A 23,592-nucleotide genomic window follows, 5' to 3' on the forward strand; every position below is an offset into this window, starting at 1 on the left:
CCTGCCCGCGACGGCGGGGACCGGCCGTGCCCGCCGGCACCATGACGCTCCTCCCTTGACCAGTCCCCGCACCCACCGATGGCGGAACGAGCCGCCCCCGACCAAGGAGACCCATGAACCCCTTCGACGACCCCGACGGCACGTTCCTCGTGCTCGCCAACGACGAGGACCAGCACAGCCTCTGGCCTGCCCACATCGCCGTCCCGGACGGCTGGCGCGAGGTGCACCCCCGCGCCGACCGGACCACCTGCCTCGCCTGGATCGAGACGTCGTGGACCGACCTGCGGCCGCGTTCCCTGCGGACCGCCGAGGCCGCTCGATGACCGCCCCGCATCCACGACAGGCGGCGACGCGGCCCGCTCAGGACGCCCCCGCACTGGACGTCGCCGTCGTGGCGGCGCTGCCACAGACGGCGCCTGCGCTGGTCGACGCGCTGCGCACCCTGGGACACCGGGTCCCGGTCGTGATCGGCTACCGGCGCCCCGCCGACTGGCCCGGGCACGTCCTGGGCGAGCAGGACCTGCCACCAGGGGTGGACCTGGCCGTGCCCTCCCGCACGGAATCCGTTGCCGGGCTGCTGCGCGCCTACGGAGTGGACGTGGCCGTCAGCTACGGCTATCCCAGGAAGCTGCCCGCCTCGGCCGTGGCCGCCCCACGCCTCGGAACGATCAACTGCCACCCGTCCGACCTGCCCTCCTACCGGGGCCCGAACCCGGTCGGATGGGCCGTGCGCAACGGCGAGCGCCGGATCGGCGTGACCTGGCACCGCATGGACGCGGAACTGGACACCGGCTCCGTCCTGGCCCGTACGACGATCGCCCTGGACGAACAGCTCTGGTCGTTCACCGGAGTCAACTCCCGGGTGCTGGAAGCGGCTTCGCAGATGCTGCCGCAGGTGCTGCGGCGCCTGGTGCGCGGCGACGCGGGCGAACCGCAGCCGCGGCGCGAGGCCACCTGGGCCGGATTCTTCTCCGAGGACTACGCCACGGTGGACTGGTCCGCTCACGCGGCGCACATCCACACCCAGGTGCGCGCGTGGAACATCGCGGGCCATCACCCCCGCGTGCAGGGACCGGTGGCGGTGATCGACGGAACACGCTGGCGGCTGCGCCGTACGACGCTGGAACAGCCACCGGCCGGCACCGGACGCCGCATCACGTGCGGCACCGGTGACCTTTGGGTCCTGGCCGCTGACCCGCTGGACTAGGACCCATCCGGGCTCGACGGCGGCGAGCCGTACGAGATGCGGGCGTCGTGCCCTCCGGGCAGAGTGGGGAAGGACCTGTTCGTACCGAGGTGGTCCCCTTGGTTCCGCGTGCTGGAGACGGGACGGACTGATGCGAGGATTGTCGTGACGTCGGAGTGATCGATGTTCCGCAGACGGCCGGCCGACGACAGCGAGGACCTTCTGGTCCGGCTCGGGTCGCTGATCGCCAGGGCTCGGGAGCTGGCCGAGACGCAGCGTTCCCGCGTCGAGCTCGCCGTGGCCCTGCAGCGCGGCATGCTGCCCTCGGACCTGCCCAGTTTCCCGGGCGCCCGGCTGGCCGTCCGCTACGAGCCCGCCAACCACGGGCTCAACGTCGGCGGTGACTGGTACGACGCCTTCGCCCTGCCCGACGGGCGGATCGGCATGTCCATCGGTGACGTGCAGGGGCACAACATCGAGGCCGCCGCCTTCATGGGACAGGTCCGCGTGGCACTGCGCGCGCTGGCCTCCGTCACCGGAGACCCGGGAGAGCTGCTCGGTCGCACCAACGACCTGCTGATCTCTCTGGGCGCCGACCTCTTCGCCACCTGCACCTTCCTGCGGCTCGACCCCGCTGCCGGCACCTTGGAGTGCGCCCGGGCCGGTCACATCCCCTACATCTGGGCCACCACCGACGGCCGCTCCGGCATCGACGACAGCGAGGGCGGGCCTCCGCTCGGTGTGGTCCGCGACGTCGACTACCCGTCCACGCGCCACCGGCTCTCGGCCGACGGTGTCGTCGTCCTCCTGACCGACGGGGTGGTGGAGGGGCCCTCGCTCCACGTCGACGAGGGTCTGGACCGGGTGACGCGGCTCGCCGGGATCACCGCCGTCGCCGGGCTGGACGTCGACGCGCTCGCCACCGCCGTCATGAAGCTGGCGGCCACGGTGGGGCACGAGGACGACGCGGCCGTCCTGGTCGTCGGCCATGACGGCGGTCCGGTCCGGTCGACGGTCGAGGGGTGAAGGGCGGCCCGCCCCGGATCGGCCCACCCCGGTTCCGACGCGGCGGCCGACACGCAGGGGGTCCTTGCCCGGTCGTGGCGGCCCGGCCGGTGTCTGATGGCTGGCGTGTTGGTTATTCGGCAGTTCCGGCCCTTTACCGAGGCGGCACTGATCTCGCTGGCCGTGGCGGTCTGCTACTACGCGGCCGGACGGCTCGGCCTGCTGGGCCGCCTCGTCGTCGAAGGCGTCGTGGCCACCCCCATCTGGCCGCCCACCGGCGTCGCGGTCGCCGCCCTGCTGCTGTTCGGCGCGCGGGTCTGGCCCGGGATCGCCCTCGGCTCCTTCCTCGTCATCGCCTCCCTCACTACCCCTGGGCCCATGACGGTGGTCACCGTGGTGAGCAACACCGTCGCGCCGCTCTGCGCCTTCCTGCTGCTGCGACGGGTCGGCTTCCGGCTCGACATGGCGCGGCTGCGGGACGGTCTCGCGCTGGTCTTCCTCGGCGGATTCGGCGCCATGCTGATCAGCGCGACCGCGGGAGTCGGACTGCAGGTGGTGACAGGCTCCCTGGACAGCAGCGAGTTCTGGGCCGTGTGGCTGGCCTGGTGGGCGGGCGACACGATGGGGGTTCTGCTCGTCGCTCCGCTCCTGCTCGTCCTCGCGGGGCCGGCCGCACGGTTCCGGGTACGGCGCTGGAAGGAGGCGGCCCTTCTGGGGCTGACGACCCTGGTTCTCGTCCCCCTGGCCGTGCTCAGCCCGATGAGCCTGCTCTTCCTCGTCTTCCCCCTGCTGGTCTGGGCAGCGCTCCGCTTCCAGCTCGCCGGCAGCGTGCTGTGCGCGCTCTTCGCGTCCGTGTGCGCCACCTTCGCGGCGACCTCCCACCGGGGCGCGTTCTTCCGCCTGTCGGACGTCGAGATCATGGTCAAGCTCCAGGCGTTCAACGGTTCCGCCGCCCTGACCGCTCTGCTCCTCGCCTCCGTCATCACCGAGCAGCGTGCGACCCGCCGTTCGGTACGCCGCGCCTGCGAGGAACTGGTCGAGGTCCTGGAGCACCTCGCGGCGGGCGAGCCCGCGCCGGGTCCACCCGCCGAGATCCCGCCCGAGCCCACCGAGAGCCGGACGGCCCCGCCCGGCGGACCCCGGGATCCGTGACCCTCCGGATCGGTCCACCGCCTCTGGCGAGACGGCGGTCTCACCGTCAGGTGCGGACGAGCTCCGCGGCGCCGAACGAGACGTCGAAGCGGTCGCACCAGATGCTCACGCTCGTGTAGGCCGACAGGTCGAGGTCCGCCGGCAGCGGATAGTTCTGGTCGCCCTTGTTCCCCTTGAGCGGGGCGAGGTTGACGTACTTCCCGTCGTCGAAGACGCCCCAGCCGGCCTTCCCCTCCTTCACCGGCGCATCGCTCAACCACACCCGGACGTCGGGGCCGCTGCTCGTGTCCAGCCCTTCGAGGCGGAGCGTGAGGGTGCCGTCCGCGAGCCGGACGATCTTCACCGCGCCCGTCGTGGTGTGTTCGTGGCTGATGAACGAGCCCTGGGCCACGGTGGTGGGACCGGCGGGCACCGTCCCCTTCGCCGCCGGCGCGGCCGCGGCGGGCAGCGCCTCGTGGACGGTCTCGTCCGCCCACAGCGCCCACGGCTCGAACCACAGCAGGCCCGCTCCCACGATCACCGCGGTGAGGACCGCCGCACCCGTCCGCCGTTGCTTCTTCGTGACGCGCCCCACGGCGCACCTCCTTCACCCTTCGTGTCTTCTCCGGACCATCCCACGCGACCGCGACGGCAGGCGGAAGGTCCTGCCTGATGACGAAAGGCTTACGGCCCCGCGTGGCCGGTTCCGGGAATCCGGCGGCGGTCCGTAGCGTCGCGCCCATGCGCGTACTCGTCACTGGAGGAGCCGGTTTCATCGGCTCGCACATCGTCACCTCGCTCCGCCGGGCAGGCCACGAGCCGGTCGTGCTGGACGCCCTGCTGCCCAGCGCGCACCCCGTCGTCCCGGACCCGCCGGAGGAGGAGTTCCTGCACGCGGACGTCCGTGACGCGGCACGCGTGCGGGCGGCGCTGCGCGGCGTCGACGCGGTCTGCCACCAGGCCGCCATGGTCGGCCTCGGCAAGGACTTCGCCGACGCTCCCGCCTATGTGAGCTGCAACGATCTCGGCACGGCCGCCCTGCTGGCGGCCATGGCGGAGAGCGGCGTGCGGCGGCTCGTCCTCGCCGGGTCGATGGTGGTGTACGGGGAAGGGCGGTACGAGTGCTCCCGCCACGGCGTCGTACGGCCGGGCCCCCGCCTCCCCGAGGACCTGGAGGCGGGGCGTTTCGAACCTCGTTGCCCGGCGTGCGGCCGCGCGCTCGCGCCCGGTCTGGTCGGTGAGGACGCGCCCGCCGACCCGCGCAACGTGTACGCCTCGACGAAGCTCGCCCAGGAGCACCTGGCCGCGGCCTGGGCGCGGGCGACGGGTGGATCGGCGGTCTCGCTGCGCTATCACAACGTCTACGGGCCGGGGATGCCACGCGACACCCCGTACGCCGGCGTGGCCTCCCTGTTCCGCTCGGCCCTCGCCCGGGGCGAGGCTCCCCGTGTCTTCGAGGACGGTGGTCAGCGCCGGGACTTCGTCCACGTCCGTGACGTGGCGGCGGCCAACGTCGTCGCGCTGGAAGCCGTGGGCGGGCTGCCGGCCGGCACCCTCACCACGTACAACGCCGGCAGCGGGCAGCCGCACACGGTGGGGCAGATGGCGGCGGCGCTGGCCCGTGCGCACGGCGGCCCGCGTCCGGTGGTGACCGGGGAGTTCCGGCTCGGGGACGTCCGGCACGTCACCGCGGACTCGTCCCGGCTGCGGCGCGACCTCGGCTGGCGTGCGGAGGTCGGCTTCGACGAGGGGATGGTGGAGTTCGCCCGGGCCGGGCTGCGGGCCTCGGCGGCCGCGGGCAGCGGATAGCGCGGTCAGCCGGCGGCCGCGGGCAGCGGATGGCGCGGTCAGCCGGCGGCCGCGCGGCGGACAGCGCGGTCAGCCGGCGGCCGCGGGCAGGGTGACCTCGAAGCGGCAGCCGCCGGGCACGTTGCGCACCTCCACCCGGCCCGCGTGCGCCTCGACGATGCCGCGCACGATGGCGAGGCCGAGGCCGGCCCCGGCCGGCGGGGTGCGGGCCTCGGTGCCGCGCCAGCCGGTGTCGAAGACGCGGTCGAGATCCTCGTTCGGGATGCCGCCGCAGCTGTCCGTGACGGAAAGGACGACGGCGCCGTCCCGGTGTTCGGCGGCCACCGCGACCGTGCCGTCGGCGGGAGTGTGGCGGATGGCGTTGACGAGGAGGTTGGCGAGGACGCGGGTCATCTCCTTGCCGTCCACCTCGACCGGGACCGCCGCGACCTCCTCGCCCAGCAGCCGGACGCCCTGTTCGCGGGCGAGCGGGTCGGCGCCGCTCAGGGCGTCGCCGACCAGGTCGTACGCGGACATCCGGCTGGGGCTGACGGTCAGCGCGCCGGCGTGGATGCGGGAGAGTTCGAAGAGGTCGGTGACCATGGCGGCGAGGCGCACGACCTCGGTGCGGATCTGGCGGTGGTAGCGGGCGGGGTCGGCGGCGATGCCGTCCTCCAGCGCCTCCGCCATGGCCCGCAGCCCGGCGAGCGGGGTGCGCAGATCGTGCGAGATCCAGGCGACGAGTTCTCGGCGGGAGGTCTCCAGGGCGCGTTCACGGGCTCGGGAGGCGTCGAGTTTGGCGCTGGTGGCGGCCAGTTCGCGGGTGAGGGCGGCGAGTTCGGCGGTGGCGGCTCCGTCGGGCGCGGCGAAGGTGCCCCCGTCGCCGAAGTCGCGGGCGGCGCGGGCGAGGGCCCGGCTGCGGCCCACGACCCACCGGCCGAGGACGAGAGCGGCGCACAGGGACACCAGGGCCGCCATGGCGGCCACGACGGTCACCACCCACAGGTCGTGCGCGGACAGGAACATCGCCTGGGCCACGGCGAGCGTGCCGGCGAGCATCGCCGACACCGTCACGGCGGCCACCACGGCCAGGGAGACCGCGACGGAGCGGTGGCGTACGAGACGGAGCACGACCGCCCCGGCCAGCCCGGCGCAGACGGCACCTCCGAGGGCGAACGCGGCGATGAGCAGTACGTCCTTCATGCCGTGGTCTCCTCCGTCCGCCCGGGCTCGAACCGGTAGCCGACACCCCAGACCGTCTGGATCAGGGACGGCCGGGCCGGGTCGTCCTCGATCTTGGCGCGCAGGCGGCGGACGTGCACGGTGACGGTGGACAGGTCACCGAAGTCCCAGCCCCACACCCGGCGCATCAGGTCCTCCCGGCTGTGCGCCGTGCCGGGGCACTCCAGGAAGTACGCGAGAAGGTCGAACTCCCGTAGGGTGAGCGCGAGTTCCGCGCCGGCACGGCTGGCCCTGCGGGTCGCGAGGTCGACGGCCAGGTCGCCGGCGCGCAGCACGCTCCGGGCCGCGGGCGGTGCCGCCGCGCGGCCGCGGCGCAGCACGGATTCGACGCGCAGGACGAGTTCGCGCGGGCTGAACGGCTTCGTGACGTAGTCGTCCGCTCCCACCTCCAGTCCCGTGATCCGTTCCTCCTCGTCGCCACGTGCCGTCAGCATGATCACCGGAACGGGTCCGGCGGCCCGCAGTCGACGGCACACCTCGAGGCCGTCCAGGCCGGGCAGCATCAGGTCGAGCACGACGAGGTCGGGCCGGCGCTCGGTGGCCCGGCGCACGGCGTCGAGGCCGTCGGCCGCGTGTTCGACGGAGAAACCGGCCCGTTCCAGGTAGCCGGAAACGACCTCGGCGACCGTCGGGTCGTCGTCCACTACCAGGATCCGGCCCCCGTTTCCCGGGAAGCTGCGCTCGCTCATGCCGCACAGCCTCGCATCCGCCTCCGTACGGCGGCCACGTCCACCCGGGCAGACGTCGCACGGCGTCCGCGTTTCGTAAGGACTTCCACGGCCCTGAGCGGCTCGCGGATTCCTACGGTGAGAGGCGTGACCTCCATGACCGCAGATGTCGTCCTTCCCTGTCTCGACGAGGCCGAGGCCCTGCCGTGGGTGCTGGCCCGCGTCCCCGCCCGGTGGCGGCCGATCGTCGTCGACAACGGCTCCACCGACGGTTCCGCGGCGATCGCGGCCGGCCTCGGCGCCACCGTCGTGCGGGAGCCCCGACGCGGCTTCGGCGCCGCCTGCCACGCCGGGCTGCTCGCGGCCGAGGCCGAGTTCGTCTGCTTCTGCGACTGCGACGCCTCTCTCGACCCCGGCCTGCTGCCCGGCCTCCTGCGTTCCGTCGCCGACGGCTCCGCCGACCTCGTCCTCGGCCGCCGCCGCCCGACCGCGCGCGGCGCGTGGCCGGCCCACGCCCGGGCCGGGAACCTCGCGCTGTCCCGACTGCTGCGCCGCCGGACCGGACTGCGGCTGCACGACCTGGGGCCCATGCGGGTCGCCCGGCGCGAGGCGCTCCTCGGCCTCGGCCTGACCGACCGGCGCAGCGGCTACCCGCTCCAGATGGTCGTCCGGGCCGCGGACGCCGGCTGGCGGGTACGGGAGGTGGACGTGCCCTACCTTCCCCGTTCCGGCCACTCCAAGGTCACCGGCACCTGGAAGGGGACCTGGCAGGCCGTGCACGACATGCGTCGCGTGCTCGACGAGCCGACGCCGGCCGGTGGTGAGCGCCGGTGACCACGCTCCTCGTCATCGCCAAGCAGCCCCTGCCGGGCCGGGTCAAGACCCGCCTCACTCCGCCGTTCCCGCCCGAGGAGGCCGCCGCCCTGGCCGAGGCCGCCCTCGCCGACACGCTCGCCACGGCTCTCGCGGTCCCCGCCGACCGGCACGTCCTCGTGCTCGACGGGCAGCCCGGCGGCTGGCTGCCCCCCGGATTCCAGCTGGTCCCGCAGGCGTCGGGCGGCCTCGACGTACGCCTCGCCGCCGCGTTCGCCGCCTGCGACGGTCCGGCGCTGCTGATCGGCATGGACACCCCGCAGGTCACTCCCGACCTGCTGGCCCCGGCCCTGTGTTGGGACGCGTACGACGCCTGGTTCGGCCCCGCGGCCGACGGCGGCTTCTGGGCCCTCGGCCTCGCCTCCCCCGACCCCGCCCTCCTGCGCGGTGTCCCGATGTCACGCCCCGACACCGGCGCCGTCCAGCGCGAGCGGCTGCGCGCGGCCGGCCTGCGCATCGGCGGCCTGCCGGTGCTGCGGGACGTGGACACCGCCGAGGACGCGCGCCTCGTGGCGGCCGGGGCGCCCGGCACCCGCTTCGCCGCCCTGCACCGCGCGTTGACCGTGACGGCGGCGGGAGCGGGCTCGTGACGGCGACGACGGCCTGGCGTGCCGACCCGTACAGCGACGCCCTGCGTACCGGGCGGGGCCCGCTGTTCCTGCGCCGCGACGACGGCTGGCTCCTGCCCCTGGAGGTCGAGCGCTGGTGCGAGGCGCCCGACCGCGCGGACCGGTCCGTACTGGACCGCTGCCACGGCACGGTCCTCGACGTCGGCTGCGGTCCGGGGCGGCTCGTCGCCGCCCTCGCCGCCGAAGGGCGTCGCGCGCTGGGCGTCGACGTCAGTCCGGAGGCGGTCGCCCGTGCCGTACGGCTCGGGGCGACGGCCCTGTGCCGCTCGGTCTTCGACTCCCTGCCCGGGGAAGGACGCTGGGACACGGCCCTGCTCATCGACGGCAACATCGGGATCGGCGGGGACCCGGCCGCCCTGCTACGCCGGATGCGACACGTCGTCTCCCGGTCGGGGCGGGTCATCGCGGAGTGCGTGCCGGTGGACGTCGACGAGCGCTGCGAGGTGCGGATGGACGACGGGCGGGGCGGGCGCGGCACGCCGTTCCCGTGGGCCCGCGTCGGGATACCCGCGCTGACCGCTCACGCGGCCGCCACCGGCTGGACGGTGTCCGAACGGTGGGAGCTATGGGGCCGTCACTTCGTGACCCTGGTCTGCCGGTCGTCGTCCGTGCCCCGCTGAGGACGCCCCCGCCACCGCCGTACGAGGATCACCGTCACCGCGACCACGACCACCGCCGCTTCGACGATCACGAGGTTGCGCCCGTACGGCAGCGGCAGGGCGGAGGGGTTCGGCGGCTCTCCCGGCCGGACCAGCAGGGGCAGCGTGACCAGCAGCAGGCTTCCCGCCACGACCAGCGCGCAGCGCAGGACACCCCGTTCGGGGCGGCCGACGACCAGCAGCCCGACGGCGAGGACCAGCGGGGCGATGATCCCGTCGTGCAGGACGACCGCCCCGGCCAGCCACACCAGCACGGCCGGCGGGTCCGGCTGCTCGGCCACGCACCACGCGCCGATGCCGATCAGGACGAGACCCAGGCCGCCGGCCCCGTAGCGGAACACGCTCGCCGTCCTCACAGCACCTCCAGGCGGTGCACCCACTTGGTCTGCAGCACCCCGGGCCGGCCGGGGGCGATGATCCGCGCGGGAAAGCCGTGGTCGAGAGAGAGGGGCTGTCCGTTCAGGGTCAGGGCGAGGAGCGTGAGCGGATCGTCCGCGTAGCCGGCGCCCATCTCCATCACCCGGTAGGCACCGCTCACCTCCAGCGAGGTCACCCGCACGGCGACGGCGCCGGGCCGCGCGCCGGCCCGCTCCACGAGGTCCCGTACCCGCACTCCTCCCCAGTGCGCCTCGACGCTCCAGCCCTCGACGCAGGCGATCGGCAACCGGACCCGTGCCTGAGGAAGGGCCCGCAGCGCGTCGAGTGACAGCGTGTACGGGCGGGGCCCGGCGACCTCCAACCGCCACTCCCCCAGGCCGCGAGCCGAGACGCCGGCCGCGGCGGCGGTCCGGTTGACGGGCAGGCCCTGCGGGCCGTGGCCGGGGTGGCGCGGGGCGAGCAGGTCGAACGTCCGCAGCGGCGTGAAGGACTGCCCCACCGTCGTCAGCGTCACCACACCGACGGCAGCGCCCGCGCCCAGCAGCAGAGAGCGGCGGTCGCGCGCGTCCTCGGCGGGCAGCGCGAGCGTCCCGGCCGATCTCCGGCCCCAATGGGCGCCGATCTGCCGAGCCTTGACGGCGATGTGGAGCAGGATCGAACCCGTCGCGATCCAGGCGACGGCGAAGTGCACGGGCACGAACGAGAAGGGCCAGGGATACCACTCGACGATGTTGAGCAGCCCGGTGAACACCTGGAACACGGCCGAGGCGACCAGGACCGCGACGGACAGCCGTTCCAGCGCGTGCCGCACGGACCGCACCGGCGGCCAGACGAACAGCCGTGGATACACCGCCCAGAGCTTGACCAGGAGCAGCACGATCGCCGCGAGCCCGGTGGCGACGTGCAGGCCCTGGGTGAGCCGGTAGCCCCACACCGGCCGGGTGGGCAGATCGTCGGCGAGCCAGTCCGGCGGGTGCTGGAGGTAGTGGCTGACGAGTCCGGTCGCGAAGCAGACGGCGAAGGCCGCGCCGAGCCACCGGCCGACGGCGGTCGCCGTTCGCGCGTCGTGGAGACGGCCGGTGAGGGCGGGCGGCCGGAGTGCGGGCAGGGCGGGCCGCCGCGGCCGTGGCGTGCGGGAGGTCATGCGTCCATGACACCGCCGCTCGCCGCCGTGCGGGCGGTTCGACACCTTACGAAACCCAAACGCCCCGACGGGACTCCCGCCGGGTGGCGGTGGGTGCTGCCAGGCTACGGCCATGCTTCGTGCCCGTCCGCTCGTCGTGACCGCCCTCCTGCTCGCGGCCCTGACCGCCGCCCTGGCCGTCCTGCTCCGCTCGGACGCCCGCGGGGTCTCCTTCCTGACGGGCGACGCGGCGTGCTGGGCGCTGTTCGTGGCCGGCGTGGTCGCCCTGCGCGCGGTCCCCGCCCGCGCGGTCGTCCCGCTCGTGCTCGCCGGGGCGGTCGCGGTCACGGCCACCGGGCTGCTGGCGGCGCCGCGTACGAGCACCGACTCCTACCGTTACGCGTGGGACGGCAGGGTGCAGGCCGCCGGCCTCTCGCCGTACGACCACGCGCCCGCCGACCGAGCACTGGTCCCGCTGCGGGACGCCTGGCTCTTCCCGGACCGTGCCGACTGCGTCCACGGCGGCGACCTCGCCCCGCTGGCCGACGGCGGCTGCACGCGCATCAACCGGCCGGCCGTCCACACGATCTACCCGCCCGTCGCCGAGGGCTGGTTCCTGCTGGTCGACGTCCTCTCGCCGTCCGACGTCCGTCACAAGGCGCTCCAGACCGGCGCCGCCGTCCTCTCCCTCGCGGTGACCGGTCTGCTGGTCGCCGTCCTGCGCCGGCGGGGCGACCCTCGGCAGGCCGCCTTGTGGGCCTGGTGTCCGGCCGTCCCCGTCGAGGCGGTCAACAACGCCCATGTCGACGTCCTCGCCGTGCTGTTCGCGGTCGCCGCTCTGAGCGTCGTCGCCCGCCGCCGGGTCACCGCCGGCGTCCTGCTGGGCCTCGCGATCGCCGCGAAACTGCTGCCCGCCGTCCTGCTGCCGGGCGCCGTGTCCGGACTCCGCCGGCCACGGACGTTCCTGGCGGTCGTGGTGCCGGCGGTGACGGCCGTCGGGGTGGCGTACCTCCCGTACGTCCTGCTCTCCGACGGGTCCGTCCTCGGCTACCTGGGCGGCTACGCGCAGGAGGAGGGATACGACCGTGCGGGAGCCGGCGGCCGGTACGCCCTGCTGCGCCTCGTCCTGCCCGACACGTGGGCGCCGCCGGCCGTCCTCCTGGTCATGACAGCGGTGGCGCTCACCGCCTGGTGGCGCGGCGACCCCGAACGCTCTTGGCGCGGCGCACTGCTCACCACCGGAACGGCCTTCCTTCTCCTGACCCCGGGATACTCCTGGTACGCGCTCCTGCTCGTCGCCCTCGTCGCGCTGGACGGCCGAGGGGAATGGCTGGGCATCGCGTTCGCCGGCGCCGTCGCCTACCTCGCGGGACCCGCCATCGGCGCCGGCTGGGTGACCGGGGCGTACGGAGCGGCGGCGCTGCTGGTGGCCGCGGGCTGGTGGGCGCGACGGAAAGTGCCGACACCGGTCCGGCTCCGCAGCGGAGCCGGACCGGTGTCGCGTCGTCAGCGCTGCAGCGTCAGCAGACCCGGCCGGTAGGGCCACTGGCCGTAGTCGCCTCCGGAGCGGGGATCGCGCCCCTGGTAGAGGAAGCGCAGGTGGCACGGATCGACCGTGAAGGTCTGGTCGGCGCCGGTGCGGATCAGTTCGCCATGGCTGATGTCGTTGGTCCAGGCGGCGCCGCTGTTGGCCTTGCCGGCGAAGGGGTTGCTCTCGGTCGCGGCCTGGGGCGTCCAGGAACCGTTCAGGCTGGTGGCCGTGAACGAGCGGAAGTAGCGGCCCTGCGAGCCGACCGCCTCGACGATCATGAGGTAGCGGTCCTGGCCCTGGAGCTTGTAGACCTGTGGGGCTTCGAAGAGGTTGTCGGCCGTGTCGCTCATGACCACGGTCGAGGCCGTGCCGAAACTGCCCGGGAAGTTCCCGATCGGCATGCCGGCCCGGTAGATCTTGCCGTTGTCACCGGCGAAGAACAGGTACATGGTCGTGCCGTCACCGATGAGCGTCTGGTCGATGGGGCCCGTTCCGGAGCCGGCGATGCCGCCGGAGAAGAGCTCCCGCTCCGCCGACCAGCCGTTCGGGTCGGCGGGGTCGGTCGACGTCCGGTAGGAGAAGGCGGTCCGGCCCCACTGGTAGGCGAGCACCCAGATGTTCTTCGGCGCGAAGTGGAAGAGCGTGGGGGCGACGGCGGAGTTCGCCATGGTGTTCTGGCCGGCCGAGGCCATCTCCGGCCAGTCGGTGAACGGCGCGAAGTTCATCGAACCCCAGCCCGCTCCGGTTCCGGCGGCGCCGTGCGTCGTCGCGTAGACGAGGTGCTTGCCGTTGTAGGGGGCGACGGTGAAGTCCTTCAGCGAGGCCCACCCCGCCTTGGGCTGCGCCAGCGCGCCCGTCGACGACCAGCGGTACGTCGACGGAAGGGCGCAGGTGCCGGAGGTGCCGGTGACCTTGACGAGCTGCCACTGCTGGTTGGCGCCGCCCCAGTCGTCGTACTGGACGACGTTCGCGCCGTCGGCGGTGGAGGCGCCCTGTACTTCGAGGGCCTTGTCGCTGTGGCGGGCGACGAACCGCACGTAGCCGTCCGCGCTGTCGGCCAGCCGCCACTGCTGGTTGGTGCCGTTCAGGTCGGTCCACTGGACGACCGGGGCGCCGTTGGCGGTGGAGAGGTCGCGGACGTCCAGGACCTTGCCGGAGTGGCGGGACTTGACGCGGTAGTAGCCGTCACCGGAGGCGACGAACTGCCACTGCTGCTGGTTCTGGTCGTTCCTGGTCCACTGGGTGATGCGGGCGCCGTCGCCCGTTGCCAGGTTGTAGACGTCCAGGGCCTTTCCGCTGGTGCGGTTGACCAGCACGTACCAGGCGTTGGTGTCGACGGTGGCCGCTGCGGCGGGCGGGGCACCGAGGACGGTGGCCCCGAGCAGCAAGGACGACAGGACCGCGAGCACGAGACCGAGGACCAGGGGTGGTGGACGACGTGTCATCAGAAGGCTCCTTCGGGGGAGGGAGGTGGACGACTCCGACGGACCGCGCGGCGGGAGCCGGGACGATCCCGGCTCCCCTCGGTGCGGTCAGCGGTGTCGTCAGGCGGAGGAAGGGTTGCCGTAGTAGGCGTCGGGGCCGTGCTTACGGGTGAAGTGGCGGTCCAGGACGTGCCGCGGGGGTTCGACCGCGCCCAGCGCGATGGTGTGAAGGGCCATCTCGGCCACCGCCTCGCAGATGACGGCGTGCTCCAGGGACGCGGTGGCGTCGGCGCCCCAGGTGAAAGGACCGTGGTGGGCGACCAGGGCGCCGGGCACCTCCCGGGCCCGGGTGTCGTCACGGCCCAGCAGGTCCACGATGACCTGACCGGTGTGGAACTCGTAGTCCTGGGCGCACTGCTGAGGGGTGAGGGCCGCGGTGACGGGGACGGGGCCGTTGAACGTGTCCGCGTGGGTCGTGCCGAGCACCGGTATGGGACGCCGGGCCTGGGCGAAGGCGACGGCGTGGGTGGAGTGCGTGTGGGTCACGCCTCCGATGGAGGGGAAGGCCAGGTAGAGGCTGCGGTGCGTCTCCGTGTCGGTGGACGGCCGCAAGTGGCCTTCCACGACGCTTCCGTCGGACAGGGAGACGACGACCAGGTCCTCCTCGCCGAGGACGTCGTAGGGCACGCCCGAGGGCTTGATGACGAAGACGCCGGCTCGTCGGTCCACACCGCTCACGTTGCCCCAGGTGAGGGTGGCGAGGCCGGCGCGCGGGATGCGGAGATTGGCCTCCAGTACCTCGCGGCGCAGTTTCTTGGAGACGGCGGTGCTCACGGAGGGCTCCGTCCTCGTGGTGGTGGACGTCGTGGTGGTGGACGTGGTGGCGGGGCTGTTCACAGGCTCTGGGCCAGACGGTGGTACGCCTGGTTCCAGCGCAGCTCGCGCGTGAAGCGGCGTACGGTGGTGTCCTCGTCGATGACGGCGAGTTCGGTCCGCAGCATCTCGGCGAGGTCTTCGAGCTCCTCGCCGCCGAGGGCCGTGGTCAGGACGGTGTGGTGCGGGGCCCCGGCCGTCAGCCAGGCCTCGGTGGAGGTGCGCAGGTCGGGGCGGGGGCGCCAGACGGCCCGGGCGACGGGGAGCCGGGGCAGCGGCTCGGGCGGGGCGACGACGTCGATGCGGTTGGCGACGAGACGGAACCGGTCGCCCATGTCGGCGAGGCCGACGACGACGGCCTCGCCGGGATCCGCGTCGAAGACGAGGCGGACCGGGTCCTCGCGTCCGCCGATGCCGAGCGGATGGATCTCGCAGGTGGGCGTCGCCGTCGTGAGCGAGGGGCAGACCTCGAGCATGTGGGCGCCGAGGACGAGTTCCCGGCCGGGCGTGAGGTCGTAGGTGTAGTCCTCCATGAAGGAGGTGCCGCCGGGCAGGCCGTGGGCCATCGCCTTCACGGTGCGCAGCAGGGTGGAGGTCTTCCAGTCTCCTTCGCCGCCGAAGCCGTAACCGTCCGCCATCAGGCGCTGCACGGCGAGGCCGGGCAGCTGGCGCAGGCCGCCGAGGTCCTCGAAGTTGGTGGTGAAGGCCCGAAACCCGCCTTCGGTGAGGAAGGTGCGCAGGCCGGCTTCGACGCGGGCGGCGTAGCGCAGGGACGCGTGGCGCTCACCGCCGGGCCTCAGCTCGGGCGCGAGGGCGTAGAGCTCCTGGTACTCCTTGACGAGGGCGGTGACGGTGTCGTCGGGAGCGGCGTCGACCGCGGCGACGAGATCGTTGACGCCGTACGTGTTGACCGAGACCCCGAACCGCAGCTGGGCCTCGACCTTGTCGCCCTCGGTGACGGCGACGTCGCGCATGTTGTCCCCGAACCGGGCGAGTCTGAGGGTGGTGAGTTCGGCGCGGCCGACGGCCGCGCGGGCCCATCCGGCGATGCGGTCGACGACGTCGGGGGCGGAGACGTGGCCGGCCACGGTCTTGCGCGGGACACCGAGGCGGGTCTGGACGAAGCCGAACTCGCGGTCGCCGTGGGCGGCCTGGTTCAGGTTCATGAAGTCCATGTCGATGGTGGACCAGGGCAGTTCGCGGTTGGCCTGGGTGTGCAGGTGCAGCAAGGGCTTGCGCAGGGCGTCGAGGCCGGCGATCCACATCTTGGCCGGGGAGAAGGTGTGCATCCAGGCGATCAGGCCGATGCATCGGTCGTCGGCGTTGGCCTCCAGACAGACCGCGCGGATGGCGGCCGCGTCGGTCAGGACCGGCTTCCACACGAGACGGACGGTCATCCGGGACCGGCAGGCGAGGGTGTCGCAGATGGCGCGGGACTGGTCGGCGACCTGGGCCAGGGTCTCCTCGCCGTAGAGGGCCTGGCTGCCGGTGAGAAACCAGATCTCGCGGTCGGGCTGGTCGGGCGTCATGTCGGGTGTGCTCCTCGGAGGTGCGGGGGCGGAGAGGTCGGGCCGGTGAGGCCGGGGCGGCGAGGTGGCCCGAGTCAGTCGCTGACGGCGGCCCGCGCGGCGTTGCGGATCCGTCGCAGGCGGTGCAGGAGGAGGTCCGCGCCGGTGCCGAAGTACTCGTGCAGGGCGCGGTACTCGCCGAACAGCGCGTCGTAGGCGTCCGCGCGTGCGGCGTCGGGCAGGTACGCGTGGCGCCGGACGCTTCCCATGACGGCGGCGGCGGACCGGACGTCGGGGTAGGCGCCCGCGGCGACGGCGGCGTGGATGGCCGAGCCGAGCGCCGGCCCCTGGTCGGAGGTGCCGACGGAGACCGGGCGGCGCAGGACATCGGCGTAGATCTGCATGAGCAGGGCGTTCTTCTTCAGTCCACCGGTGACGATGAACTCCTCGACGGGGATTCCGCCGTCCTCGAAGGCCTCGATGATCATCCGGGTGCCGTAGGCGGTGGATTCGAGCAGGGCCCGGTAGACGTCTTCGGGCCGGGTGTCGAGGGTGAGGCCGACGACGACTCCGGAGAGGTGGTGGTCGACCAGGAGGGAACGGTTTCCGTTCATCCAGTCCAGGGCGACCAGCCCGTGCGCGCCGACCGGCCGGCCGGCGGCCTTGCGGGTCAGGAACCCGTGCAGGTCCTCGCCCGACGCCTCCGCCTCGGTGCGGTAGTGGTCCGGTACGCCCTGCCGGAGCCACCAGGCGAAGAGGTCGCCGACCGCGCTCTGGCCGGCCTCGTAGCCGTAGGCGCCCTCGACGATGCCGCCGTCGACGACCCCGCAGATTCCGGGGATCTCGACGAGGGCGGCGCCGTTGAGGACGTGGCAGGTCGAGGTGCCCATGATGGCGAGCATCCGCCCGTTCTCGACGGCGCCCGCGGCGGGAGCGGCCACGTGGGCGTCGACGTTGCCGACGGCGACGGCGATGCCTTCGGGGAGGCCGGTCCAGTGGGCGGCCAGGGAGCTCAGCCCACCGGCCCGGGAGCCCAGAGGAGAGAGCGGGTGCTCCAGACGCGTGGCGGGGAAGTCGGCGAAGTCCGGGTGGAGCCCGGCGAGGAAGCCCGGCGAGGGGTACGCGCCGTCCTGGTGGATGCCCTTGTAGCCGGCGGTGCAGGTGTTGCGGGACTCGCTGCCGGTGAGCTGCCAGACGATCCAGTCGGCGGCCTCGATCCAGCGGGCGCAGGCGGCGTAGACGGCGGGGTCCTCCTCCAGGACCTGCAGGGCCTTCGCGTACTGCCACTCGGAGGAGATCTTGCCGCCGTACCGTGCGATCCACTTCTCGCCGTGGGCGTGGGCGAGGGCGTTGATGCGGTCGGCCTGCTCCTGGGCCGCGTGGTGCTTCCACAGTTTGGGCCAGGCGTGCGGGCGGTCGGCCCACTCGGGCAGCAGGGCGAGCGGGGTGCCGAGCGCGGTCGTCGGCAGGACCGTGCAGGCGGTGAAGTCGGTGGCGATGCCGATGACGCGGGCAGGGTCGACCCCGGCGTCGGCGACCGCCGCCGGAACGGCGGTGCGCAGGACGTCGCGCCAGTCCTCGGGGTGCTGCAGGGCCCAGTCGGGGGGCAGGGGGGCGCCGGTGGTGGGGAGGCGGTCCTCGATGACGGCGTGGCCGTACGCGTGGACCGCCGAGCCGAGTTCGGCGCCGTCCCGGACCCTGACCACGACGGCGCGCCCGGAGAGGGTGCCGAAGTCGACTCCGATCGTGCAGGCCTCGGGATGGGGAGGGGCTGCGGGGCCCGGAAGGGCGTGTGTGGTCACCATGCGGTCTCTCTCGTCATGAGCAGGGGTCGGAGGAGCACCCGCATTGTTAACGCTCACAATTGAGAAGGACAAGAGTGATGTGCAGTTCTGTCGAACATTCGGCCAGGGGTGACGCCTCTGAGGTGAGCGCTCACCTGCACGCTGCGCACGGCCGCGCACGGCCCTCGGAGCCGGGACCGGGCCGGGAGGAGGCGGCCTGTCGCGGAAGGGCGCGCCGAGCGGCGGGGCGACCGCCGGCCTCGCGGTCGGCTCGCGGCTGGCGGCTGGCGGCTGGCGGCTGGCGGGTGTCGGCCGGTGGCTGTCGGTCGACCGGTGGCTGTCGGCGGTCGGTCGGCGACCGGCGCCTGCCGACTGGCGGTCGGCAGCGGCCCGCCAGCCGGGACCGTAAGGCGACGGCGGGAGCCGCCCGGCGCGTCAGGCCTCGCCCGGAGGGCGGGTGCTCGCCCGCATGATGAGTTGCGGCTCCACGAGGAGGTGCTCGGCCTTCCGGGCGCGGCCTTCGATGTGGTCCACCAGCAGCCCGATGCTCCGGCGCCCGATCGCGGCGAAGTCCTGGCGGACCGTCGTCAGCGGCGGAGGGAAGAACTCGGCCTCGGGAATGTCGTCGAAGCCGGCGACGGCCACCTGTGCGGGCGTGCGGATCCCGCCCTCGCGCAGCGCCCGCAGGACGCCGAGCGCCATCTGGTCGTTGGCGACGAAGACGGCCGTGACCGGTGTCGCCCCACGACGGGCCAGGGCGAGTCCGGCGAGTTCCTGCCCTGCCCGGTACCCGGACAGCGGGCTCCAGTCCCCCGTCAGTACGCGCGGAGGCCGGATGCCGCTCTCCTCCAGGACGGCGCGCCACCCGGCGGTGCGGGCCTCGCTCTCCAGCCAGTCGTCGGGCCCCGCGACGTGCCAGACGTTGCCGTGCCCGGCGGCGAGCAGGTGCTCGGTGACCATGCGGGCCCCGAGTTCCTGGTCGAGGGAGACGCCGGGCAGGTCGAGCTGGTGACCGCCCTCGACGGTGACCACGGGGAAGGGTGCGTCCAGTTCGGCGAGCGCCTGGACGTGCGAGCGCTGCGGGGTGATGGCGACGACGCCCTCCACGCCCCAGGCCGCGAGGTGGTCGATGGCGTCCTTGAGCCCCTGGCCCGCCCCGGTGCGCAGACTGACGGTCGAGACGAGGTAACCCTCCTCCCGGGCCGCTTCCTCCAGGCCGGTCAGCGTGCTGGCTGGGCCGTACAGGGCGGTGTTGACGGCGATGACGCCCAGCGTCCTCGTTCGGCGCGTCACGAGGGCGCGCGCGGCGGAGTTGCGGCGGTAGCCGAGCCGTTCGATGGCCAGGGTGACCTGCTCGCGGGTGGCCGCGCGCACGTTGGGGTGACCGCTCAGCACCCGGGAGACGGTCTGGTGGGAGACCCCCGCCTCCCGTGCGACGTCGGCCATCGTCGGCGGGCGGACGTCTTCCGCGGGCTGCGCCACGTTCGCCTCCCTTCTCCCTTACGGCTGCGTATCGATGCGAGAAAAACCTTAGCGCCTCTTGTTTCCCGCTGTTGTGAGCGCTAACAATCTAGCTCGACCGAGGCGCCGACGTCCCGGTCACCCAGCCGGAACGGTGCCGTCCCGGTGGTGCGAGGACACGCGCTGCCGTCGAACCCGTCCCCGGTCGGAGCCGCCCTCGACGACGGGATGGGTATCCCCATGAAAAAGTTCCGGTCCGTATCCGCCCTCCTGGCCGTGACCACCGGCTGCGCCCTGCTCCTGACCGCCTGCGGGCAGAACAGCGAGGGCGGTGGCAAGGAGTCGAAGGACAAGAAGGACGTCACCATCGGCATCGCCATGCCCACCAAGTCCTCCGAGCGGTGGATCGCCGACGGCCGCAACATGACCGCGAGCCTGCAGAAGGCCGGCTTCTCCACGACCCTGCAGTACGGCGAGGACGACCCCGACCAGCAGGTCGCTCAGATCGAGAACATGATCACCCAGGGCGTCGACGCCCTGGTCGTGGCCGCCATCAACGGCGAGGCGCTGTCCAACGTCCTGCAGCAGGCGGCGGACGCCCACATCCCGGTGATCTCCTACGACCGGCTGATCCTGGGCTCCCCGCACGTCGACTACTACGCCTCCTTCGACAACGAGAAGGTCGGCGAGCTCCAGGCCACGTACATCGTCCAGAAGCTGGGACTGAAGGCCGGCGCGAAGAAGGGCCCCTTCAACATCGAGCTGTTCGCCGGGTCGAACGACGACAACAACACGAAGTACTTCTTCGACGGCGCCATGAAGGTGCTCAAGCCCTACCTGGACAACAAGCAGCTGGTCGTACGCTCCGGCCAGACCCGGCTCAACCAGGTCACCACGCTGCGCTGGGACGGCGGGACGGCGCAGAAGCGCATGGACGACCTGCTGACCTCCTCGTACGCCACGACCCGGGTCGACGCCGTGCTGTCCCCCTACGACGGCATCTCCATCGGCATCCTCTCCGCCCTGAAGTCCGACGACTACGGCAGCGCGGCCAAGCCGCTGCCGGTCGTCACCGGCCAGGACGCGGAGGTCGCCTCCGTGAAGTCGATCATCGCGGGCCAGCAGGCGCAGACCGTCTACAAGGACACCCGCGCCCTCGCGCAGGTCGCCGCCGACATGGTGACGGCCGTCCTCGCCGGCAAGAAGCCCCGGATCAACGACGACACCACCTACGACAACGGCAAGAAGGTGGTTCCGGCCTTCCTGCTCCCGCCGGTGAGCGTCGACAAGTCGAACTACCAGAAGGTCCTGGTCGACTCCGGCTACATCGACGCCGGGGCGCTGCGATGACGGCCCTCCTCCAGATGCGGTCCATCGTCAAGACCTTCCCCGGCGTCAGGGCGCTCTCCGAGGTGACCCTGTCCGTGGAGCGCGGCGAGGTGCACGCCCTGTGCGGAGAGAACGGTGCCGGAAAGTCGACCCTGATGAAGGTCCTGTCCGGCGTCCATCCGTACGGCACCTACGAGGGCGAGATCCTCTTCGACGGCGAGCCGTGCCGCTTCAAGGACATCAGAGCCAGTGAGCGGCGCGGAATCGTCATCATCCATCAGGAGCTCGCGCTCGTTCCCCACCTGTCGATCGCCGAGAACATCTTCCTCGGCAACGAGCCGTCCCGGCGGGGGATCATCGACTGGCACGAGGCGCTGCGCCGTACCTCCGAACTGCTCAGGCGGGTCGGCCTCGACGAACACCCCGAGACCCGGGTCGCCGACATCGGGGTCGGCAAGCAGCAGCTCGTGGAGATCGCGAAGGCGCTGGCGAAGGACGTCCGCCTGCTGATCCTCGACGAGCCCACCGCGGCGCTCAACGACGAGGACAGCGCGAAGCTGCTGCGGCTGATGCGGGAGCTGAAGAGCCAGGGCATCACGTCGATCATCATCTCGCACAAGCTGAACGAGATCGCCCGGATCGCCGACTCCGTCACCGTCCTGCGCGACGGGCGCTCCATCGAGACCCTGGACGTCAGGGATCCCGCCACCACCGAGGAACGCATCATCCGCGGCATGGTGGGGCGGGATCTCGACAGCCGTTTCCCCGACCGCACGCCGTACGAGGGCCCGGCCGGCGCCGGCCCCGTCCTGGAGGTCCGGGACTGGACCGTCCGCCACCCGCTGGACCGCGGCCGCAAGGTGGTCGACGGCGTCTCGCTCCGGGTCCGCCGCGGGGAGATCGTCGGCGTCGCGGGACTCATGGGAGCCGGCCGGACCGAACTCGCCATGAGCGTCTTCGGCCGTTCCTACGGGCACTACGAGCGGGGCTCCGTGCTCAAGGACGGGCGTGAGGTCCGCACCCGTACGGTCCCCGAGGCGGTCGCCCACGGCATCGCCTACGTCACCGAGGACCGCAAGCACTTCGGTCTCGACCTCGGCGACTCGGTCAGCCGGAACATCTCGCTCGCCTCGCTGGGCGCCCTCGCCCGCCGCGGGATCGTCGACGGGCACGAGGAACGCAAGGTGGCCGAACGCTACCGGCGGACGATGAACATCAAGGCGCCGAACGTCCTCGAGCCGGTCGGCCGCCTCTCCGGCGGCAACCAGCAGAAGGTCGTCCTCAGCAAGTGGATCCTCGCCGGACCGGACGTCCTCATCCTCGACGAGCCCACCCGCGGAGTCGACGTGGGAGCCAAGTTCGAGATCTACACCGTGATCGACCGGCTCGCCGCCGAGGGCAAGGCGATCCTCTTCATCTCCTCCGAGCTGCCCGAACTGCTCGGCATGTGCGACCGCATCTACACCATGGCCGCCGGACGGCTGACCGGCGAAGTCGCCCGCGAGGACGCCACCCAGGAAGTGCTGATGCGGCACATGACGCAGGACTCCCCCGCGCCCGCGACGGTCACCGCGGGCGCCGCCCCGAACGAAGGACACCAGGCATGAGCACCGACGTCAGCACGGAAACGACCACCCCGGCGCCCCCGGGCAGCCGGTCCCCGTCCGCCGGGGCGTCGACGGCCCGGGTGCTCCTGGACGGCGTCCGGCGGAACATGCGCCAGTACGGGATGCTCGTCGCGCTCGGCCTGATCGTGCTGCTGTTCCAGGTCTGGACGGGCGGCGACCTCCTGCTGCCGCGCAACGTCTCCAACCTGGTCCTGCAGAACAGCTACATCCTCATCCTGGCCATCGGCATGATGATCGTGATCATCTCCGGACACATCGACCTGTCGGTGGGCTCCCTGACGGCCCTGGTGGGCGGCGTCGGGGCGGTGCTCATGGTCGAGCACCATGTCTCCTGGCCCGTCGCGGTGCTCCTCGCCCTGCTCCTCGGAGCCGTCGCCGGCGCGCTGCAGGGATTCTTCATCGCCTACGTCGGCATACCCTCGTTCATCGTGACCCTCGCGGGCATGCTGCTGTTCCGCGGGCTCACGGAGATCTTCCTCAAGGGGCAGACCCTCGGCCCGTTCCCGAACGGGCTGCAGAAGATCGCCAACGGCTTCCTGCCGGAGGTGGGACCGCGGACCAACTACCACAACGTGACCCTGCTCCTCGGCCTGGGACTGATCGCCTACGTGGTGTTCCAGGAGGTACGGGACCGCCGCCGTCAGCGCGAGTTCGCGCTGGAGCCGCTCCCCACGGGTCTGTTCGCGCTGAAGGTGACGGCGCTGGTCGCCGCGGTCCTGGTCACGACCCTGCTGCTCGCCAGCTACAAGGGCGCACCCGTGGTGCTGCTGATCCTGGCCGTACTGCTCGTCGGCTTCGGATACGTGATGCGCAACGCGGTGATCGGCCGCCACGTGTACGCGATCGGCGGGAACCTGCCCGCCGCGAAGCTGTCCGGGGTCAAGGACAAGAAGGTCACCTTCGCCGTGTTCCTCACCATGGGAATGCTCGCGGCGCTCGCCGGACTGGTCTTCGCGGCGCGTTTCAACGCGGCCTCGCCGAAGGCGGGCGTGAACTTCGAACTGGAGGCGATCGCCGCCGCGTTCATCGGCGGGGCGTCGATGAGCGGTGGCGTCGGGACCGTCCTCGGAGCCATCATCGGCGGCCTGGTTCTCGGCGTGCTCAACAACGGCATGAACCTCGTCGGTGTGGGCACCGACTGGCAGCAGGTCATCAAGGGCCTGGTGCTGCTCGCGGCGGTCGGCTTCGACGTGTGGAACAAGCGCAGGGCAGGCGCCTGACGCCCCTGCTGCCATGGCCGTGGCCGCCGGGTGCGCCCCCCCGCGGGCCCCGCCGGGGGGGCGTGTTGGTGCGCGGGGCGCGGGGGGTTGGGCCGGGGGCGGTGGGGTGCGCGGGCCGCCGCGGGGGGGGGACCCCCCGGCCCTCCGCGACA

At 72.8% G+C, this 23,592-nt stretch carries 22 protein-coding genes; 12 read left to right on the forward strand and 10 right to left on the reverse strand.

The window, feature by feature from the left end; translation table 11 throughout:
- The first annotated feature begins 113 nt into the window (after positions 1 to 113).
- From ACIGO8_RS29060 to ACIGO8_RS29075, 4 genes are all read left to right on the forward strand, one after another.
- Positions 114 to 323, forward strand: a complete 210-nt coding sequence (locus ACIGO8_RS29060) for an MbtH family protein (RefSeq protein ID WP_399736800.1) — start codon at positions 114 to 116, stop codon at positions 321 to 323.
- Positions 320 to 1,207 carry a methionyl-tRNA formyltransferase gene (locus ACIGO8_RS29065; protein WP_399736802.1) on the forward strand — a complete coding sequence of 296 codons (888 nt, stop codon included), beginning with the start codon at positions 320 to 322 and terminating at the stop codon, positions 1,205 to 1,207. The genes ACIGO8_RS29060 and ACIGO8_RS29065 overlap by 4 nt, the downstream gene beginning before the upstream one ends.
- A 162-nt stretch (positions 1,208 to 1,369) precedes the next feature.
- Complete coding sequence (locus tag ACIGO8_RS29070) at positions 1,370 to 2,212, forward strand: PP2C family protein-serine/threonine phosphatase (RefSeq protein ID WP_399736804.1); 843 nt, start codon at positions 1,370 to 1,372, stop codon at positions 2,210 to 2,212.
- 96 nt (positions 2,213 to 2,308) lie between these two features.
- Positions 2,309 to 3,343, forward strand: coding sequence for an MASE1 domain-containing protein (locus tag ACIGO8_RS29075; RefSeq protein ID WP_399736806.1), 1,035 nt, complete (start codon positions 2,309 to 2,311; stop codon positions 3,341 to 3,343).
- Positions 3,344 to 3,389: 46 nt separating this feature from the next.
- Here ACIGO8_RS29075 and ACIGO8_RS29080 read toward each other — a convergent pair whose 3' ends face one another.
- Complete coding sequence (locus ACIGO8_RS29080; RefSeq protein WP_399736809.1) at positions 3,390 to 3,917, reverse strand: DM13 domain-containing protein; 528 nt, start codon at positions 3,915 to 3,917, stop codon at positions 3,390 to 3,392.
- Between the two features lie 146 nt (positions 3,918 to 4,063).
- On the opposite strand from ACIGO8_RS29080, the gene ACIGO8_RS29085 reads away from it, so the two are divergent.
- Positions 4,064 to 5,131: an NAD-dependent epimerase/dehydratase family protein gene (locus tag ACIGO8_RS29085; RefSeq protein WP_399736811.1), complete on the forward strand. Its 1,068-nt coding sequence runs from the start codon at positions 4,064 to 4,066 to the stop codon at positions 5,129 to 5,131.
- Between the two features lie 69 nt (positions 5,132 to 5,200).
- On the opposite strand, the gene ACIGO8_RS29090 is transcribed toward ACIGO8_RS29085, so the two are convergent.
- Positions 5,201 to 6,313 (reverse strand): sensor histidine kinase, encoded by a 1,113-nt coding sequence (locus ACIGO8_RS29090; protein WP_399736813.1) that lies wholly within the window; start codon positions 6,311 to 6,313, stop codon positions 5,201 to 5,203.
- Positions 6,310 to 7,041: a response regulator transcription factor gene (locus ACIGO8_RS29095; protein ID WP_399736815.1), complete on the reverse strand. Its 732-nt coding sequence runs from the start codon at positions 7,039 to 7,041 to the stop codon at positions 6,310 to 6,312. The genes ACIGO8_RS29090 and ACIGO8_RS29095 overlap by 4 nt, the downstream gene beginning before the upstream one ends.
- 135 nt (positions 7,042 to 7,176) lie before the next feature.
- On the opposite strand from ACIGO8_RS29095, the gene ACIGO8_RS29100 reads away from it, so the two are divergent.
- The 3 genes from ACIGO8_RS29100 to ACIGO8_RS29110 are packed head-to-tail and all read left to right on the forward strand — an operon-like array spanning position 7,177 to position 9,142.
- Positions 7,177 to 7,854 (forward strand): glycosyltransferase family 2 protein, encoded by a 678-nt coding sequence (locus ACIGO8_RS29100; RefSeq protein ID WP_399736861.1) that lies wholly within the window; start codon positions 7,177 to 7,179, stop codon positions 7,852 to 7,854.
- Positions 7,851 to 8,483 (forward strand): DUF2064 domain-containing protein, encoded by a 633-nt coding sequence (locus ACIGO8_RS29105; protein WP_399736817.1) that lies wholly within the window; start codon positions 7,851 to 7,853, stop codon positions 8,481 to 8,483. Before ACIGO8_RS29100 ends, ACIGO8_RS29105 begins: the two co-directional genes overlap by 4 nt.
- Positions 8,480 to 9,142 carry a class I SAM-dependent methyltransferase gene (locus tag ACIGO8_RS29110; protein WP_399736819.1) on the forward strand — a complete coding sequence of 221 codons (663 nt, stop codon included), beginning with the start codon at positions 8,480 to 8,482 and terminating at the stop codon, positions 9,140 to 9,142. The genes ACIGO8_RS29105 and ACIGO8_RS29110 overlap by 4 nt, the downstream gene beginning before the upstream one ends.
- On the opposite strand, the gene ACIGO8_RS29115 is transcribed toward ACIGO8_RS29110, so the two are convergent.
- Positions 9,097 to 9,522 carry a hypothetical protein gene (locus tag ACIGO8_RS29115; RefSeq protein ID WP_399736821.1) on the reverse strand — a complete coding sequence of 142 codons (426 nt, stop codon included), beginning with the start codon at positions 9,520 to 9,522 and terminating at the stop codon, positions 9,097 to 9,099. The two genes, ACIGO8_RS29110 and ACIGO8_RS29115, sit on opposite strands and share 46 nt — an antisense overlap.
- A gap of 11 nt (positions 9,523 to 9,533) precedes the next feature.
- Positions 9,534 to 10,703, reverse strand: coding sequence for a molybdopterin-dependent oxidoreductase (locus ACIGO8_RS29120; RefSeq protein WP_399736823.1), 1,170 nt, complete (start codon positions 10,701 to 10,703; stop codon positions 9,534 to 9,536).
- Between the two features lie 112 nt (positions 10,704 to 10,815).
- Between ACIGO8_RS29120 and ACIGO8_RS29125 the strand changes: the two genes are divergently transcribed.
- Positions 10,816 to 12,222, forward strand: a complete 1,407-nt coding sequence (locus ACIGO8_RS29125) for a glycosyltransferase 87 family protein (protein WP_399736825.1) — start codon at positions 10,816 to 10,818, stop codon at positions 12,220 to 12,222.
- On the opposite strand, the gene ACIGO8_RS29130 is transcribed toward ACIGO8_RS29125, so the two are convergent.
- From ACIGO8_RS29130 to ACIGO8_RS29150, 5 genes are all read right to left on the reverse strand, one after another.
- Positions 12,189 to 13,658 (reverse strand): non-reducing end alpha-L-arabinofuranosidase family hydrolase, encoded by a 1,470-nt coding sequence (locus ACIGO8_RS29130; RefSeq protein ID WP_399736827.1) that lies wholly within the window; start codon positions 13,656 to 13,658, stop codon positions 12,189 to 12,191. The genes ACIGO8_RS29125 and ACIGO8_RS29130 overlap by 34 nt on opposite strands.
- A gap of 99 nt (positions 13,659 to 13,757) precedes the next feature.
- On the reverse strand, positions 13,758 to 14,471 hold the full coding sequence (gene araD, locus ACIGO8_RS29135) for an L-ribulose-5-phosphate 4-epimerase AraD (protein WP_399736829.1): 714 nt from the start codon (positions 14,469 to 14,471) through the stop codon (positions 13,758 to 13,760).
- Positions 14,472 to 14,530: 59 nt separating this feature from the next.
- The gene (araA, locus tag ACIGO8_RS29140; protein WP_399736831.1) at positions 14,531 to 16,039 is read right to left on the reverse strand and encodes an L-arabinose isomerase; all 1,509 of its coding nucleotides are present in this window, start codon (positions 16,037 to 16,039) and stop codon (positions 14,531 to 14,533) included.
- A gap of 74 nt (positions 16,040 to 16,113) precedes the next feature.
- A complete protein-coding gene (gene araB, locus ACIGO8_RS29145; RefSeq protein WP_399736863.1) occupies positions 16,114 to 17,820 on the reverse strand; it encodes a ribulokinase in 1,707 nt (568 codons plus the stop codon).
- A gap of 417 nt (positions 17,821 to 18,237) precedes the next feature.
- Entirely contained in the window at positions 18,238 to 19,284 is a 1,047-nt protein-coding gene (locus ACIGO8_RS29150) for a LacI family DNA-binding transcriptional regulator (protein WP_399736833.1), read from the reverse strand.
- A 219-nt stretch (positions 19,285 to 19,503) separates the two neighbouring features.
- On the opposite strand from ACIGO8_RS29150, the gene chvE reads away from it, so the two are divergent.
- Genes chvE through mmsB form a run of 3 tightly spaced genes read left to right on the forward strand, consistent with a single transcriptional unit; the run spans position 19,504 to position 23,440 of the window.
- The gene (gene chvE, locus ACIGO8_RS29155; protein WP_399736835.1) at positions 19,504 to 20,613 is read left to right on the forward strand and encodes a multiple monosaccharide ABC transporter substrate-binding protein; all 1,110 of its coding nucleotides are present in this window, start codon (positions 19,504 to 19,506) and stop codon (positions 20,611 to 20,613) included.
- Positions 20,610 to 22,199, forward strand: a complete 1,590-nt coding sequence (gene mmsA / locus ACIGO8_RS29160) for a multiple monosaccharide ABC transporter ATP-binding protein (protein ID WP_399736837.1) — start codon at positions 20,610 to 20,612, stop codon at positions 22,197 to 22,199. The genes chvE and mmsA overlap by 4 nt, the downstream gene beginning before the upstream one ends.
- Positions 22,196 to 23,440 carry a multiple monosaccharide ABC transporter permease gene (gene mmsB, locus ACIGO8_RS29165; RefSeq protein ID WP_399736839.1) on the forward strand — a complete coding sequence of 415 codons (1,245 nt, stop codon included), beginning with the start codon at positions 22,196 to 22,198 and terminating at the stop codon, positions 23,438 to 23,440. Before mmsA ends, mmsB begins: the two co-directional genes overlap by 4 nt.
- Positions 23,441 to 23,592 lie beyond the last annotated feature (152 nt).

This window comes from Streptomyces sp. NPDC053493 (genome assembly GCF_044544825.1).
Lineage (GTDB): Bacteria > Actinomycetota > Actinomycetes > Streptomycetales > Streptomycetaceae > Streptomyces.

Bases quoted from the DNA above. Each gene is read 5' to 3' on its own strand.
- ACIGO8_RS29120 (WP_399736823.1), bottom strand. From the start codon at position 10,703: ATGACCTCCCGCACGCCACGGCCGCGGCGGCCCGCCCTGCCCGCACTC.
- ACIGO8_RS29075 (WP_399736806.1), top strand. From the start codon at position 2,309: ATGGCTGGCGTGTTGGTTATTCGGCAGTTCCGGCCCTTTACCGAGGCG.
- ACIGO8_RS29060 (WP_399736800.1), top strand. From the start codon at position 114: ATGAACCCCTTCGACGACCCCGACGGCACGTTCCTCGTGCTCGCCAAC.
- ACIGO8_RS29130 (WP_399736827.1), bottom strand. From the start codon at position 13,658: ATGACACGTCGTCCACCACCCCTGGTCCTCGGTCTCGTGCTCGCGGTC.
- ACIGO8_RS29100 (WP_399736861.1), top strand. From the start codon at position 7,177: ATGACCGCAGATGTCGTCCTTCCCTGTCTCGACGAGGCCGAGGCCCTG.
- ACIGO8_RS29095 (WP_399736815.1), bottom strand. From the start codon at position 7,041: ATGAGCGAGCGCAGCTTCCCGGGAAACGGGGGCCGGATCCTGGTAGTG.
- mmsB (WP_399736839.1), top strand. From the start codon at position 22,196: ATGAGCACCGACGTCAGCACGGAAACGACCACCCCGGCGCCCCCGGGC.
- ACIGO8_RS29085 (WP_399736811.1), top strand. From the start codon at position 4,064: ATGCGCGTACTCGTCACTGGAGGAGCCGGTTTCATCGGCTCGCACATC.
- ACIGO8_RS29125 (WP_399736825.1), top strand. From the start codon at position 10,816: ATGCTTCGTGCCCGTCCGCTCGTCGTGACCGCCCTCCTGCTCGCGGCC.
- araA (WP_399736831.1), bottom strand. From the start codon at position 16,039: ATGACGCCCGACCAGCCCGACCGCGAGATCTGGTTTCTCACCGGCAGC.
- chvE (WP_399736835.1), top strand. From the start codon at position 19,504: ATGAAAAAGTTCCGGTCCGTATCCGCCCTCCTGGCCGTGACCACCGGC.
- ACIGO8_RS29065 (WP_399736802.1), top strand. From the start codon at position 320: ATGACCGCCCCGCATCCACGACAGGCGGCGACGCGGCCCGCTCAGGAC.
- ACIGO8_RS29090 (WP_399736813.1), bottom strand. From the start codon at position 6,313: ATGAAGGACGTACTGCTCATCGCCGCGTTCGCCCTCGGAGGTGCCGTC.
- mmsA (WP_399736837.1), top strand. From the start codon at position 20,610: ATGACGGCCCTCCTCCAGATGCGGTCCATCGTCAAGACCTTCCCCGGC.
- ACIGO8_RS29070 (WP_399736804.1), top strand. From the start codon at position 1,370: ATGTTCCGCAGACGGCCGGCCGACGACAGCGAGGACCTTCTGGTCCGG.